The following is a 14787-nucleotide window of genomic DNA, read 5'->3' on the forward strand; positions in this document are numbered from 1 at the left end:
CTGGCGTGCCGTTCGCGGCGTTGCGCCGCGAACAGAGCCACACGCACGATTCCGTCCGGCGGGACGCGTGCGCTCTGCAGTCCCGCCTCGCCGCCGCCTGCGAGCTGAAGCGTCTGGCCCGGCTGGACCGCAGCGCCCTGCCAGACGCGGAATTCCTCCCCGGGTGGCACGCCCTGCTGTTCCTCTTTCCGGGTCTGCACCCTGACAACGCCCTCGACCACGGCCACGGCATCGAGCAGGTGCCCACGGAGCAACTGGGACTGCCCGGTTTCGCCGAACTCCTGTCCCGCCGCCACACTCGCAGCGGCTCGTTCAAACCTCGCAGAGTCCGCAGGTTCGGAGGTGATCGGCAATTCTGTCAAACCGTGGCGCGTCGCGAGTGCGGTCGTCGGCGTCGCCGTGGGGAATCCAAACGATGCTCCCTTCACGTGCTCGCGTGAGGAGGACGCGGTAGGTGTTGAGCAGATACGCGCGGTCAACCGGCGAAACCACATCCTGCCACTTTGAGCCTGCAAAATGTCGGAACTCCCAGCCGGACACGGCTGGATCGAGAGACAGATCTCCGCCCCAACAAACTCCCACCCAATCCAGTTCGAGGCCCTGGCACTCGAATTCGGACGCCGCCACTTCGAGTTGGTTCGACGAACGAACATCCGGCGGATGGTTCAGGAACCAATGCACATACAGATCACGGTTCCCTTGGCGAAATCCCGACGAAAGCTCCAAGCCGTGAGCGCGAAGTCGGATGGCACCTGAACTCGCAACCAAGCCGCATCGCCGTAAACCTCGCGTCCGCTCGCGAAGCCAATTGCGCGCGACCGCCAGTTCCCTGGTCATTGTTAACGGGAAGTCTTCCAGTTGCCCCATCAAGGACTTCGCTCGCCCGGTGTCTGCTGCCAGCACAGCGTTCACCCACTCCGTCAGTTTCTGGACACGAAAAGCGCGAAGGTTCACGTCCAGATGCAGCGACGGTTCTTCGCGCACCGCAACGCTCCCGCGCTGGTTGTCTGCAAACAACTGGTGGCCGGCCACGCTGGCATCTCCAACGAGCGCGCCGGGAGAGACAGCCACCTGCCAGTGTGGGAAATGGTCCCGGATCGTTCGCCCCCATTCGGAAAGGCCGGCCTCGCCAACATTGATTTCCTGTCCACCGCCAACGAGGGCAACCACCGCCGCCCAGTCCTCGTGGCGGTCCATGATGCCCAAAACCGTCGCGGGCTCTGACTCGCTCCTCCCGGTATTCTTTTCGTTCTGCTTCGCGTTCCACGCCCGCTGCGCCTCATCAAACACAACCATGTTCTCGGCCGGGGGTTCTCCCGGTTTGGCAAGGCCATCGCGCACGAACTCATGCACGTTTTGGATGAAGGTGCCGCTTGTTCTGTCTTCTCCCCCTTGCTTTGAGCGGCGCTTGAAGTCCCGCTCAATGGCCGCCCGCACAATCTTGACGAGAGGACCGTTGCCGGAGAGGAACACGCCCGGCGTACGTCCACCTGCCCGCAGGGCTGGGTTGTGAACCACATTGAGACCAGCGAGTGTCTTGCCTGCCCCTGGGATGCCGGTAACAAAGCAAACGAGCTTTTGCCGGTGAGCTTGCGCGTCCCGGATGATTTCGAGAAGCCGCGCCGACGTTGCGGTGAGATTCGTTGCTCCCGCGTGCGAGTGGGCTATCTCCCGAACATCGTGACCGGCAAAGAGCGCCTCGGCGGCTTCGATGATCGTCGGGACTGGCCGGTAAGCGGAGCTATCCCAGCGGGCAACATCAAGCTGCGACCCGCCGGAAGTTTCCGCTGCGAGCCCCACCTCGATCACATGAGCCAGTTGGCTCTCATTCGCAGAAACGACTGGCCGCACGACTTCCGTGCTTGCCGCACTCCTGCCTACTGGCGCCGCGCCAGCGCGCAGTGCGATGGCCACGGGGATGATACGCCGGTTCCGGCTTTCCTCGTGAAAGTCCCGAAGGTCCAGCGCGTAGTCTTCTGCCTGCTGGCGAGCGTCGGCCTTGTGTTCCCGCTCCTCCGTCTTGAACTCCAGGCAAAAGATCACGTCAGCCGCGAGGATTACCGCGTCAATCCGCTTCTGCCGCCTTGGGATCGGATACTCCAAGAGCACGCCCCACCGGGCGCTGGTTGGGACGCTGACCGCGAGTGCCGCCGTTGTCGCGCGGAGGGCCGCAATTTGCTTTTCCCAAGCACGCGTTTGCCGCTGCTTCAAATTGGTGAAGCCCTGCTGGGCACTTCTTGACGCCAGCACGCCCAAGACTCGCGAAGGCTCATCCGCGAGAAATTCGGCAAAGGTCGCGCGGTAGAATGCCGGCATACCTCACTTCTCCATGCCCAGCAGCCACGCCGGAGAAACCCCGAGAACCTTGGAGAACGCACGGACCTCGAAGTCGGACACGTAGCGGCTGCCACCTTCGATTTTTGAAATGGCGACGCGGTCAAGCTGGATTCCGTACGCGGCGAGTTGGCCCGAAAGCTCGTCTTGAGTAAGCGGTGGATTCCGGCGGCGACGTGCTAGTTTAACACGTTCACCGACTAAATTGACTAGCTGCATTCGAGGCATCTTTCAGCCACTTTGCGTGACTGCGCCCTGAAAAGTGTTCTAGATTGGAACATCGCCTGTGACCCAGGAAACATGGCAAAACGTTGGCTTCGTTCTTTGGAGCCAAGACTTCCGGTTCGGCTTCAACACGGATGGATTCAAGTCCCGTGTCGGCGACTTGGTGGCGGTGCAGATGGAAGTGCCGGATGAGGCACGGACGGGGACGCAAGGGATTTATGTCTGGGGCCGGGTGGTCAGCATCAGCCGCTACAACCCGTTTTCCCCTACGAAGCGGCGCAAGAGTTGTCGAACGAAGGTCTTTCCCTGCAGGACACGATCCTCTCCAACAGCCGGGACCAGTTGGAGGCGGGGGTGCTGATTCTCGGCAGCACGCCGGCGGACGGCGGGTTCAAGAACCTCTTCCCGCTGACGTATCCGGTGCAGCCGACGGCGGAGGTGCTGCATCCGCCAGCGGCGGCGATCAAGGAGTTGCTGGCGGGCGGGATTCCCGGCCACACGCCGCTGCATATCGGCACGCTGATCGCGCGGCGGGACGTGGCCTCGCCTTTTCCGCCGACCGCGTCGTGGCCCGAAAATTCGCCATCCTCGCCATGACTGATGGCGGCAAGACGGTGGCAGCCCGGCGGATTCTGCGGGAGTTGATTGACCGGGGTTACCCGCTGCTGATCCTGGACCCGCACGGCGACTATCTCGGGCTTTGGCAGAAGCGTGAGGTCTTCCAAGGCACGACGGTACGACTGCTTTATCCGCATATCGCGATGACGGAGCAGAACCGGCACATCGTGGAGATTCTGATCAACAAGATGACGGAGGGACTGACGGAGCCGCAACGGGAGGTGCTGGGGGAGTCGCTGTCGGAGGTGGCCAGAGCGCCTTGGCCTGGATGAGAAATTTCCAGATTGGCAACGGCGGGCAAACCACGGCCAGCGTCTATCATGCGAAGAAGAAGGAGCGGTTGGACATCGCGCAAGTGGTGGTCCAGGTGAAGCTGACCGTGTTGAATGAGCCGCAGCGGATTGGCGAACTGGTCCCGCAGATCGCCCGCTACGCCAACCGCCAGAACAAGGTCAACGCGGCAGACTTGGCGGCCAACGGGCCGTTTCACCACAACTTGGAGAAGCTGTCCCGCAGTGTCTGGGCGCCGGCCATCGGTGGCCTAGCCAGCGGAACACACTGGCATTACGAGCGGGCGCGCGGCTCGTATCTGGACGACAAGGCGCGCCAGGGCACCCCGGCGCGGCGTCGGGACTGGGAGAAGCAGAACCCGAACCACCAGAAGTTCACCAAGACGGACCTCGCCAAATATGAACACTCTTGGCTGGGACTGCCGCATTTGGTGTGTCTGGGCGCGGAAAAGAATTTCAACCGGATGGCCGAACGGATGGAGGAGGATGGCGAGCCGGTGGTGGACCAGAACTATTTCAAACATGCCGTGGCCAAGGCCATCCTCTGGCGGGCGGCGGAGAAGTTGTTCGACACGCTGGAACTCGAGGGTTACCGCGCCAACAGTGTGGCCTACGCGGTGGCATTGCTGGCGGAACGTTCCGGGCGGCGCATCAATCTGGATCAAATCTGGAATGAACAACGGTGCTCGACCGCCTTGTGCGAGACGCTGAAGGAAGCGGCCAAGGCGACCCATGAACATATCACGCGTCAGGAAGGCAACCCCGGGGAGGCGTCCAAACGTGAAGCCTGCTGGCGGGAGCTCAGTTCGCGGGAGATCGAGCTGCCGACGGAATGGGAGGCGGAACTGGCGGAGGCCGCGTTTGTGCCCGCGAATTCCGAGGAGGAAGCCCTGGCCGCCGAGTGGGAGCGGGTGCGCCACGATTTCGTCAACGACGCGCGGACCTTGGGGGAGTTGGAGGCCGTCACCGGGAAGGCGTGGGTGGTCACGCGCCGCGGTGATCCGGTCTATTTCTACGCCGAGAAGCCGTGGGAGCAGTTGCGCAACTCGCGCGGCATGGGGCTGAAGAAGTTGCGCGGGCTGGTGGAGATTTATGCCGCCGCCGCCCGGCGGTGAGTTCCAATGCCTCTGCGTTCAGTGCGTTCTTTTGCGGCCAGTGGATTTCGTCTGGTTCGCGGTCAACCCACCCCTGACCCCTCCCGGGAGGGGAACTTCGGCTTTCGTGTGGTTCGTGGTTAAATTGTTCCCATGCCTGACCTGTTCAGCAAAGCCGGGCAAACACAGAACGGGGCCGCGGTGCGAGATCAGATACCAAAGTCCTTCGGCGTGAGGCCGGATTGCCGGATGATGGAACGGGTGGTGCCGATGGGCAGTTCCTTCTTCGGGTGGGGAACGATGGTGATGCGCCCGGTGGCGTTGCGGTATTTGGCGTGGCTGCCTTTCTGGGCGACAAAGGCGAAGCCGTGCTGTTGCAGCACGCGGATGACGTCCGTTGAGCCCAGCCGTCTAGGCATTCACCGGCTCCTGGCCGACGTTGAGATCGGTGACGGGCGTGTAGGCGGATTCGGGTTCGCCCTCGAAGTAAAGTTCGACGGCTTCCTTGAGGTTGGCCACGGCCTCCTCACGAGTGGCCCCGAAGCTGGAAACGTCCACATTGAGGCACTGGCTGACGAAGAACTCGTCCTCGCGGTAAACGACATAGGCCATTTGTTTCATGCGACGAATCTACCAGCGGCAAGGTGGAGTGGCAACCGGGTGGATGTGGCGTTCGCGGGGTGGAAACAATCCAGGCAAACGGGCAACGACTGATGGACGCTTATCAGCGCGGATGAGCGGAGATGAGCGGTCCAGATCCTCTGCGTTCTTTGTGTTCTCTTGCGGCCATCAAATCCGTGTTCATCGGTGTGCATGCGTGGTTGAAATGCAGCCTTCCCCAACCCACCCCCGGCCCCTCCCAGGAGGGGAACTTCAGCTTTCGTGTGGTTCGCTAGGGTTTCGTGGTTAAGCTGCTCCCATGCCTGATGTCTTCACCCAAGCCAGGCGGTCCGAGGTCATGGCGCGCATCCGGTCGCACGGGAATGCGGACACGGAGCTGGCGCTGGCGAAGCTGCTGCTGGCGAATGGAATCAGCGGGTGGAGGAGGCAGCTTCAAGTGCGGATTGTGGAACGCGGAACGCGGAGTAGCAGCCGAGGCAATGAAGCCCAAACTGCGAACCGGAAATCAGTCAGAGCCTCTTCACGTCGGCTGCTGCGAGTGAGGCCGGATTTCGTCTTTCGGCAGGTGCGGCTGGCGGTGTTCGTGGACGGCTGTTTCTGGCACGGATGTCCCAAGCACGCGACGCAGCCGAAGGGCAACGCGGCGTTCTGGCGGAGGAAGCTGGCGGCGAACCGGGCGCGGGATCGCCGGGTGAACCGCGTCCTCCGCGCCGCCGGCTGGTGCGTGCTGCGGATTTGGGAACACGAGTTGAGGCAAAGCGAAATCCTCCTTCGCGCAAGGCTTCGGAGGACCGGGCGGAAAGCGGGAATGCGCGGACGGGGAAACTTTCAACCTTCAACTCTCAACCTTCAACCTCGAACGAAATCGGAACGCGGAACCTCGCCTGTCATCCGGCGGATTCAGCGGGCGATTGCAGAAAACCAGCAGGGACAGGACAGCTATCCGTAGATCTGGCGATGGCGGGTGGCTGATGGATCCGGGGATGCTGTCTTCATGCGCCAGCGTCGTCTGAAGGCTCCCGCCTCATTTCCGGTCGCCCATTGTCACTGCATGTCGCGGGTGGTGAAGCGGCGTACATTGACCTCAATCCGGTGCGGGCCGGATTGGTGGAGGATCCCAAGGACTGTCGCTGGTGCGGGTACAGGGCGGCGGCCGCCGGGGATGCCACGGCCCGTGCGGCCCTGGCCGCGGTGGTGGCGATGGCCCAACGACGGCCGGAGGTCGCTCAAGAACCCGGGCAGGCGTTGGCGACGTATCGGATGTGGCTCTTCGGACAGGGGGAGGGGAGCAAGGAAGAGCTCCGGACGGTGGATCGGCGGGGAAGGGATTCTCGCGGGAGGCGGTGCTGGCGGTGTTGGCGGCGCGGGGGAAGGTCTCTTTGCCGGAGTACCTGCAACTGCGGGTGCGGTACTTCGCCGACGGGGCGGTGTTGGGAACGCGGGAGTATGTGGACGGGATGTTCCACGCCCTGCGGTAGCGCTGGGGCACTCACCGCCGCAACGGCGCCCGGCCGATGCAGGGCCTGGCCGGCGACCTGTGCGTGCTGCGGGATCTGCGAAAGCAGGTCTTTGGCTGAGGGGCGATCGGATGCGGACTCAAAAGCCCCATCAAGTCGCAAGGTGAGCTGACTCTGGAAATGCCTCAAGCACTCCAGCCTGTCCCTTGCCCGTCCCCGGGGAACCTTCCTCCGACACCACCTCCAAGGGCGCCATCCAGATTCCGTGGGACCGCCCCCTGCCCTCGGCCCTGATCACGACAAGGGTTCGGTTTCGCGTGGCGGCGTCCCGATTGGTCGCGGAACGGAAACCATCCGCAAGGCGGTGCTCCGCGGCTCCGAAGATCCGACGTGCTGGTCCCATCAAGTCGTCCCCGGGGCTCGCCAACAACTGCCCTGTCCCTTGGCCCTGAATTCTGGTCTTCGCCGGGAGCGGGTGAAGCCCGTGGAGCTGCGGGGAATTCGCTGGCTTGGTTTCAGGACCCGTTGTCGATGCGCCAGCGTCGGCGGTGATCCGGAGCCGTGCCGTAGAATTCGTTGGTTCGAACCGTCTCAACGTGCTGGTCCACGAACAGCATGTTGAACCGGGCGCGAGGGTGGGAAAGTGGAAGGAGGGGGCCGTAAATGGCAGCGATGGTCCTGCTGCCACCGCTGAATGCAAACACCCCGGCGGTCCTCCCGCTTCCCTGCCACCTTTGCAGCTCCGCATCGCCCAGGGCATACATGTCTGCTGGCGCGACCACATCGGTGTCCTTCACCCACCGGCTCGGACTTTCGGGAACATGGGCGTCTCCAAGGCCTCCCCTCCCGTGGTTCCCCGGGTTCGCACGCGTGTAGGCGTAACTTCCACCGGCGACCACGATGCTCGGTCCGACGCTTGGAAAGGGGTGGGAGCCATCGAAGTAAACTCCCTTGTAGCTTGGACACCGGAAGATCATTTCACCCCATCCGGCGTTTCCGGCATTTGGCGCCAACGCATCGAACCAATAGAGGCAGTTCTTCGCATTGCCGGCCGGTTTCACTGCCATCGCCGGGAAATAGCCGAAGTCGTTCACGTAAAGCTGAAGGGCCAACCCCTGCTGCCGGAGGTTGTTCCAGCATTGGGCCGAATGTGCCCTGGCTTTGGCCCAAAGCAGGGCCGGCAGTAGCATCGCTGCCAAGATGGCGATGATGGCGATGACCACGAGCAATTCGACGAGCGTGAAAGCGTGTACCCGGGAACCTCGTATAGCCGGGAAGCTCGGAGTCCTCCGGTCCAGGACAAAATGTGAGTGCATCACGAGAAGGGAAGAGTTCACATTGGGAGTCGAATGACGCCTGGGCTCTGTCAAGCGCATTCCGGATTTCGTCGCGACTTGTTGAATTGTTCCACGACGCCTCGCGCATGCCAGCGCGGGGCGGCTCCCTCAGCGTTGGCTGTTGCCTGTGGTGTGCAGGCAGGGATCTTGCTGGTCATTCGCGGTGATTTTGGCGTCGTGGGACGTGCGGCGACCTCCAGCGTCTGGAGGGACCGTCCGGAGCCTTTGCCCCCGAGGGGCATTGTGTTCGCGGCGGGGTCGCATCCCCTCCCGCGTTACGTGTTCACGCAGGCGGCGCAGGCTTTGAGTTAACCGAGCCCCCCGTGACCGGTCCCTCGGTCACCCTCCCCGGCGGCACGCCTTCAATTCCGTGACAGGCGGATGCTGCCGTTCCATGGGTCGCGTTATCGGAATTGGGCCACTTCCTCGAACATCCGCACAAAGCACGCGGACTCCGTCCTGCCGGCACCAGAGCCGGGCGAGGCCGGCGCATGGGTGCGGCTGTTGAACTGGTTGAGGAATCCTCCGGATCCCGACCAGATGGTCTGCGCCACTCCCCGGAGATGAGACCGCATCTCCGGCGTGGACACCTCCCGGAACCGCACCATGTCCCGAACCTGGGCGGCGGCGGCATCCGGATTCCTCCAGGAACAGCTCACCACATCGAGCCCCTTCATGGCGAAATACACCGGCGTCGGGTCGGCGCGCTCGTAATGCCAGTCGCAGATGACCACGTCCTTGGGAATCAGATCCACCGCGGCATGGGTGTCGTTGAGGCTCGCCTCCCATTCACCCAGCCCGGTGAGCTGGCCATCCAGCAACCGGTCGCCCCACAGCCAGAGCTGCCGCCTAGACCCCCGGAGGTGGTCGCGAATGGCCCGGACTTCGTCGGCAAAGAGTTCCGCCTTGTTGCGTCCCCGGCAGCGCGGGCATTGGTCCTCGCCGATGTAGAACACCTCGTCGAGCCCGGCGTGGAAGGCGTCGCTCCCGAAGGCATCGCAAACCTCGTCCACCAGCGGAAACACCACCTCGTGCACCTGCGGATGCCGCGGGCAGTAGCTCTTGCAGTAGAGCCGGTCGGGATTGGGCCACACGTACGTTTCGGGAAGCTTCACCAGCGGCGTCTCGTCCAACTCGGGATGCACCCGCAGCAGCGTTCCGCAGCGCGACTGCCAGGACTGGTGTCCCAGCAGGTTGACCAGGGGAATGATGCGGATCCCGTGCGTGCGGCAGGCGGCGGCGATCTGTTGCGCCTGCTCCCTGGAAAGCCCGTCGGGATCCGCCATCTCCGGGCGGCTGGTGAACTGGAATCCGTAGTCCACCCGCAGGATCAGCGTGTTGACCGAGCGCGGTGCCAGTTCCTCCTCGATGAACCGGTTGAAGTCGCCGATGCGAGTGCCCGAAGGCGCGGCGATGCAGAAGCCGCGGACCGGCAGTTTGGCATCCAGGGCCGATTCCTCCGCAGCCATTCCGGAAAACACCGTGGAAAGCACCGCCATCCACAGCACCCAGCCCGGCCTCATCGCCCATGACGTGTTCTTCATGCGGAGAGCCTCGCCAAGGAGTCCCCGGTTCGTCCACGGTCCCGTTGCTTTCCCGTCCGGCCTGGGATGGGATGGGATGGGATGATGGCGATGAGGGACGGGGAATTGTTGCGGGCCTGTGCGCTCTCGCCCAACTCCAGCCCGAAGCGACTCCCTCAAAATGAGAACTGTACTTGAGGCAACCCCGTTCTTGACCGGGGTTCCCGGGCGTTCCTAGAGTCCAAGTTCTTTGCTGTCGGCGGTCCAAAGGATCCCCGCGGTCGTCCATGTCTGTCGAAAAAATCAAATCCGTGAACGTTTCCGTTGAGAATCTGGGTTCCTGCAAAAAGTTGCTCCGTGTCGAGGTGCCCGTCGAGAAGGTCATGCAGGTGTTCGAGGACATCACCCGGCAGGTCTCCCGCATGGCCCAGCTGCCGGGATTTCGCCCGGGCAAGGCGCCGGCCCACCTGGTGGCCAGGAATTTTGAGTCGCGGATTCGCGAGGACACCCGCCGCCGGCTCTTCGACGAGAGCTTCAAGGAAGCGACCAAGGAGCAGAACCTGCGCGTGGTCACCACCCTCAACGTCGAGGAACAGTCGTTCGGACGCGGGCAACCCTTCGGCTACACGGTCACGCTGGAGCACGCGCCGGAGTTTGAACTGCCGGAGTACAAGGGCCTGTCCGTCCGCCGCGAGGTGGCCGCCGTCACCGACGCCGACGTGGAACGCGCCCTGGAGACGTTGCGCGAGCAGCAGGTGCGGTACAATGAGGTGGCCCGCCCCGCACAGTCGGGGGATGTCGTCGTGGTGAATTACGCCGGCACCTGCGATGGCAAGCCGCTCACCGAGTTCAATTCGACGGCCAGGGGTCTCACCGAGAAGAAGGACACCTGGATGCTGATTTCAGACTCGTTCTTCATTCCCGGGTTTACGGTCCAGCTGATCGGCACCGTTGCCGGTGACCGGCGCGAGGTCCGGGTGACCTTTCCGCCGGATTTCGTCATCGCCGAGCTGGTGGGCCGGGAGGGCGTTTACGACGTCACGGTCAACAGCGTCCGGGAAAAGGAACTGCCGGCGCTGGACGACGAGTTTGCCAGGGCCCTCGGGGCTCCGGACTTCGCGCAATTGCGGCACGGCGTGCAGCGGGACCTTGAGAACGAGGCGCGGTTCCGGGCGAAGCAGGCGGTCCGTGACGAAGTTCTCACGCAGTTGGTGGAACCGCTGACCTTTGAACTGCCCGAGAGCCTCGTGTCCACACAAACGCGTCAGCTGGTCTACAACATCGTCAACGAGAACCAGCGGCGGGGCGTACCGAAGGAGGCCATCGAGGAGAAGAAGAACGAGATCTTCCGGAACGCGCAGATCTCCGCCCAGGGCAGGGTCAAGGCGGCATTCGTGCTGGGCCGCATCGCCGAACTTGAAAAGATCAAGGTTTCCCGTGAGGAACTCGGGCAGCGGATTGCCCGGCTGGCGGAGCAGAATGAGACGACCCCGGAGAAGATGGTGAAGATCCTCGAGGAACGTAACGGGCTGCCGGATCTTCATCAGGAGATCCTCACCGGCAAGGTGCTCGACTTCCTGGAGTTGAACGCCCGGGCGGTTGAACCGGCCCCGCCGGCCTCCTGACCGGGACCATCGCTCCACGGGTTCGAAGACCCGGCGCCGTTGAGACGTCCCATCCGCGCCGGGGCCGCGGTCATCCAGTTGACGTGGCAACCGGTGTTTGAGAGTTGGCTGTGACCGGGGTATTCTTCCCGGGCAGGCACGCTCCGCCATCACGTCGTCATGATCCGCTCACTCCCCCTCCGGATGGCCTTCGTCGCCGCGATTGGAACGGCCGGGCTCTTCGGAGTCCCCGCGAATGCGGCCGGCGGGTCTGACCCCGTGGAGTTCAACCGGGACATCCGGCGAATCCTCTCCGAAAATTGTTTCCAGTGTCACGGACCCGACGCCGCGCAGACGGGCGGACGCCGGGCGCTACGCCTGGACCTGCCGGAAGCCGCCCTGGCCCGCAAGGGGGATCGGGCTGCCATTGTCCCGGGCAATCCTGGAGCCAGCGAAATGCTCCGCCGGATCCGGTCCGCAGATCCGGACGACCGGATGCCGCCGCCCGAGTCCGGAAAAATTCTGGAGCCTGCCGAGGTGGCCCTGATCGAACAGTGGATCCGGGAGGGCGCGGTCTATTCCGCCCACTGGTCGTACGTTCCCCCAAGGCGCCCGGTTCCCCCGCCGGTCGGGGCGGCCGGATGGGTGCGAAATCCCGTGGACCGCTTCATTCTTGCCAGAATGGAGCGGGAAGGGTTTGCCCCTGCGCCCGAGGCGGATGCCCTCACGTTGGTGCGTCGCGCCGCGCTCGATCTGACCGGGCTGCCGCCGACGCTGGATGAGGTGGACCTGGTGGTCGCGGACCACGAACCGGAGGCCTACGAACGCTGGGTGGACCGGTTGTTGAAGAAGGAGGCCTATGGGGAGCACTGGGCGCGCCTCTGGCTGGACCTGGCGCGGTACGCGGATTCCAGCGGGTATGCCGATGATCCCCCGAGGACCATCTGGGCGTTCCGGGACTACGTGATCCGCTCGTTCAACGCCAACAAGCCCTTCGACCAGTTCACCCTGGAGCAACTCGCCGGCGATCTGTTGCCGGATGCCGGAGACGAGGAGTTCATCGCGACCGCCTTCCACCGCAACACGCTGACCAACAACGAAGGCGGCACCAACGACGAGGAGTATCGCAACGTCGCCGTTGTGGACCGGGTCAACACCACCATGGCCGTGTGGATGGGCACCACCATGGCCTGCGCCCAATGCCACAACCACAAGTACGATCCCGTGACTCAGGAGGAGTACTTCCGGCTGTTCGCCATTCTGAACAACACCGAGGATGCCGACCGCGGCGACGAGAGCCCGGTGCACCCCCTGTTCACGCCGGAGCAGCAACAGCAGCGCCAGGCCTGGGAGGCGGAGATCGCGTCCATCGAGCGCGAGTTGACCACCCGGACCCCTGAACTGGACCGCGACCAGGCTGCCTGGGAGGGGCAGTTCGAGTCTCCGATTTCCTGGGAGCCGTTGCGGCCGGAGCGCGTCGTGAGCGAGGCCGGAGCCCTCGTCACGCTGGAGGAGGAGGGCACAGCCAGGTTCGCCCGCGGGGGAACGAAGGACACGTACACCCTGGAGTTCCCGTCATCCGAGGGCGGGCCGATCACCGGGATTCGTCTGCATGTCCTGCCTGACCCCGGACCTCCCGGCCAGGGTGTCGGCCATGCGGGCGGCAACTTCGTGTTGAGCCGCGTTCAGGCCGCGGTGGCGTCCGCGATCTCCAACCCGGCCAGCGGCCGCTTCCTGCGCATTGAGCTGCCCGGCCGCGACCGCATTCTTTCCCTTGCCGAGGTGCAGGTATTTTCCGGAACCGACAACGTGGCGCCCGGCGGCCAGGCCCGGCAGAGCAGCACCGCCTTCGATGGCCCGGCCCGCCTGGCCATTGACGGCAACACCGACGGCAATTTCGGCGGCGCGCGATCCACGACGCATACCGAGACGAGCGCGGATCCCTGGTGGGAGGTGGACCTGACCACCGGGCGCATGGTGGACCGTGTGGTGGTCTGGAACCGGTCCGACGGGTTTTCCGACCGGCTGGCGGGGTTTCGGGTGCTGCTGCTTGATGAACACCGGCAGACGGTCTGGGAGTCCACCGAAACGGCTGCGCCGGAACCGCAGGTGGTGCTGCATCCCAACGAGACCGTGCGTCAGATCCTGTTTCAGGCGGCGGCGGCCGACTACTCCGAAGACGGGTTTGATGCCGGGTTGGTGGTCAACAATCCGGATCCTGCGGTGCGCGGCTGGGCCGTGGCTCCGCGGTTGGGGGAGCCTCACTGGCTGCACCTGGTCCCGGCGGCACCGGTGATCGTCGGTCCCGGATCCAAATGGGTGCTACGGCTGGAGCACCAGTCCCGCGTGGATCACGCGACGCTGGCCGGGATCCGGCTGGAGCGCACCTCGGACGACCGGTCCCTGGCATTTGCCCGGACGCCGCCGGCGGTCTTTGCGGCCTTGAAGGTTCCTTCAGAATCCCGGACCGCGGAACAACGCGAGGCCATCGGACGCCATTTCCTCTCGATCGCCCCCGCACTCGAGGACCGGCGGTTGCAATTGGCGGAACGACGGCGGCAGTTGGCGGCACTCAAGCCGTATACGACCGTCCCGATCTTTCGCGAGCTCCGGGGTGAACAGCGACGAAGCACCCGGTTGCAGCGGCGCGGCAACTTTCTCGACCTTGGTCCCGAGGTCGTTGCCGCGTTGCCGTCTGCTTGGGCCCCTGAAACAGGCACGAACGCGGTGGACCGTCTCACGCTGGCCCGCTGGCTTGTGGACGCCGGCAATCCCCTGACGGCCCGTGTCGTCGCCAACCGCCTCTGGGAGGCGGTGTTCGGGCTCGGGCTGGTCCGGACCAGCGAGGAGTTTGGATCGCAGGGCGAACCGCCCTCGCATCCGGAGCTGCTGGACTGGCTGGCCGTGGAACTGATGGAGACCGGCTGGGATCTCAAGCAGATGCTGCGATTGCTCGTGACCTCGGCGACCTACCGGCAGTCTTCACGGGTGACGCCGGAGCTCGAAGCGCGGGATCCCGACAACCGGCTGCTGGCCCGCGGGCCGCGGAACCGGCTCTCCGCTGAAATGATCCGGGACCAGGCCCTGGCGGTGGGTGGTCTGCTCAGCCCCCGGATGTACGGGCCGCCCGTCAAACCGCCGCAACCCCGGCTGGGGCTGAGCGCAGCGTTTGGCAGCGGCACCGACTGGGAGCCCAGCATGGGCGAGGACCGGTATCGTCGGGCACTCTACACCACCTGGCGGCGGTCGAATCCGTACCCGTCCATGGCCACCTTTGACGCCCCGAACCGGGAGGTCTGCCTCGTGCGCCGCGAACGGTCGAACACCCCGCTGCAGGCCCTCGTGACGCTCAATGACCCGGTGTACCTGGAGGCGGCCCAGGCATTGGCCCGGCGGATGGCCTCGGCCGGCGGGTCGGCAGCGGACAAGGCCCGGCATGGGTTCCAGCTTTGTCTGGCCCGGCCACCGGGCGACGGGGAGCTTGCCGGCCTGCTCGCGCTTCATGAGCGCACTCGGGAGCGGTTCGAATCGGCTCCGGACCAGGCGAAGACTCTGGCCACCCGCCCGCTCGGTGACGCCCCGGAGGGCGCGGACCTTGCCGACCTCGCGGCGTGGACCGTCGTGGGCAATGTGCTGTTGAACCTCGACGAAACGCTGATGCCCCGCTGACTTCGGCCGTGCGGG

Annotated in this window: 13 protein-coding genes; 6 read left to right on the forward strand and 7 right to left on the reverse strand. The window is 64.5% G+C overall.

Annotation, left to right across the window (positions count from 1 at the left end; translation table 11 throughout):
- From KF791_01360 to KF791_01370, 3 genes are all read right to left on the reverse strand, one after another.
- Positions 1-296 (reverse strand): hypothetical protein (locus tag KF791_01360; protein MBX3731221.1); only part of this gene is annotated, 296 nt, incomplete at its 3' end.
- Between the two features lie 16 nt (positions 297-312).
- Positions 313-2316 carry a DUF2075 domain-containing protein gene (locus KF791_01365; GenBank protein ID MBX3731222.1) on the reverse strand — a complete coding sequence of 668 codons (2004 nt, stop codon included), beginning with the start codon at positions 2314-2316 and terminating at the stop codon, positions 313-315.
- A gap of 3 nt (positions 2317-2319) precedes the next feature.
- Positions 2320-2553: a helix-turn-helix transcriptional regulator gene (locus KF791_01370; GenBank protein MBX3731223.1), complete on the reverse strand. Its 234-nt coding sequence runs from the start codon at positions 2551-2553 to the stop codon at positions 2320-2322.
- Between the two features lie 291 nt (positions 2554-2844).
- Between KF791_01370 and KF791_01375 the strand changes: the two genes are divergently transcribed.
- Genes KF791_01375 through KF791_01385 form a run of 3 tightly spaced genes read left to right on the forward strand, consistent with a single transcriptional unit; the run spans position 2845 to position 4582 of the window.
- Positions 2845-3156, forward strand: a complete 312-nt coding sequence (locus KF791_01375; protein ID MBX3731224.1) for a hypothetical protein — start codon at positions 2845-2847, stop codon at positions 3154-3156.
- Entirely contained in the window at positions 3126-3449 is a 324-nt protein-coding gene (locus KF791_01380; GenBank protein MBX3731225.1) for a DUF87 domain-containing protein, read from the forward strand. Before KF791_01375 ends, KF791_01380 begins: the two co-directional genes overlap by 31 nt.
- The gene (locus KF791_01385; GenBank protein MBX3731226.1) at positions 3446-4582 is read left to right on the forward strand and encodes an AIPR family protein; all 1137 of its coding nucleotides are present in this window, start codon (positions 3446-3448) and stop codon (positions 4580-4582) included. The genes KF791_01380 and KF791_01385 overlap by 4 nt, the downstream gene beginning before the upstream one ends.
- A 188-nt stretch (positions 4583-4770) precedes the next feature.
- Here the strand turns inward: KF791_01385 and KF791_01390 are convergent, their stop codons facing one another.
- Together KF791_01390 and KF791_01395 are read right to left on the reverse strand one after the other, a co-directional pair.
- Complete coding sequence (locus KF791_01390; GenBank protein ID MBX3731227.1) at positions 4771-4968, reverse strand: type II toxin-antitoxin system HicA family toxin; 198 nt, start codon at positions 4966-4968, stop codon at positions 4771-4773.
- A 4-nt stretch (positions 4969-4972) separates the two neighbouring features.
- Positions 4973-5182, reverse strand: coding sequence for a type II toxin-antitoxin system HicB family antitoxin (locus KF791_01395; protein MBX3731228.1), 210 nt, complete (start codon positions 5180-5182; stop codon positions 4973-4975).
- A 298-nt stretch (positions 5183-5480) separates the two neighbouring features.
- On the opposite strand from KF791_01395, the gene KF791_01400 reads away from it, so the two are divergent.
- Positions 5481-6131, forward strand: a complete 651-nt coding sequence (locus tag KF791_01400; protein MBX3731229.1) for a hypothetical protein — start codon at positions 5481-5483, stop codon at positions 6129-6131.
- A 1023-nt stretch (positions 6132-7154) separates the two neighbouring features.
- On the opposite strand, the gene KF791_01405 is transcribed toward KF791_01400, so the two are convergent.
- Positions 7155-7955 (reverse strand): prepilin-type N-terminal cleavage/methylation domain-containing protein, encoded by an 801-nt coding sequence (locus KF791_01405; GenBank protein ID MBX3731230.1) that lies wholly within the window; start codon positions 7953-7955, stop codon positions 7155-7157.
- 425 nt (positions 7956-8380) lie between these two features.
- Complete coding sequence (locus KF791_01410; protein MBX3731231.1) at positions 8381-9475, reverse strand: family 20 glycosylhydrolase; 1095 nt, start codon at positions 9473-9475, stop codon at positions 8381-8383.
- 335 nt (positions 9476-9810) lie between these two features.
- On the opposite strand from KF791_01410, the gene tig reads away from it, so the two are divergent.
- Together tig and KF791_01420 are read left to right on the forward strand one after the other, a co-directional pair.
- Complete coding sequence (gene tig, locus KF791_01415; protein ID MBX3731232.1) at positions 9811-11124, forward strand: trigger factor; 1314 nt, start codon at positions 9811-9813, stop codon at positions 11122-11124.
- A gap of 183 nt (positions 11125-11307) precedes the next feature.
- On the forward strand, positions 11308-14772 hold the full coding sequence (locus tag KF791_01420; protein MBX3731233.1) for a DUF1553 domain-containing protein: 3465 nt from the start codon (positions 11308-11310) through the stop codon (positions 14770-14772).
- The last annotated feature ends 15 nt before the right edge of the window (positions 14773-14787 follow it).

The organism is Verrucomicrobiia bacterium, assembly GCA_019634635.1.
GTDB lineage: Bacteria > Verrucomicrobiota > Verrucomicrobiia > Limisphaerales > UBA9464 > UBA9464.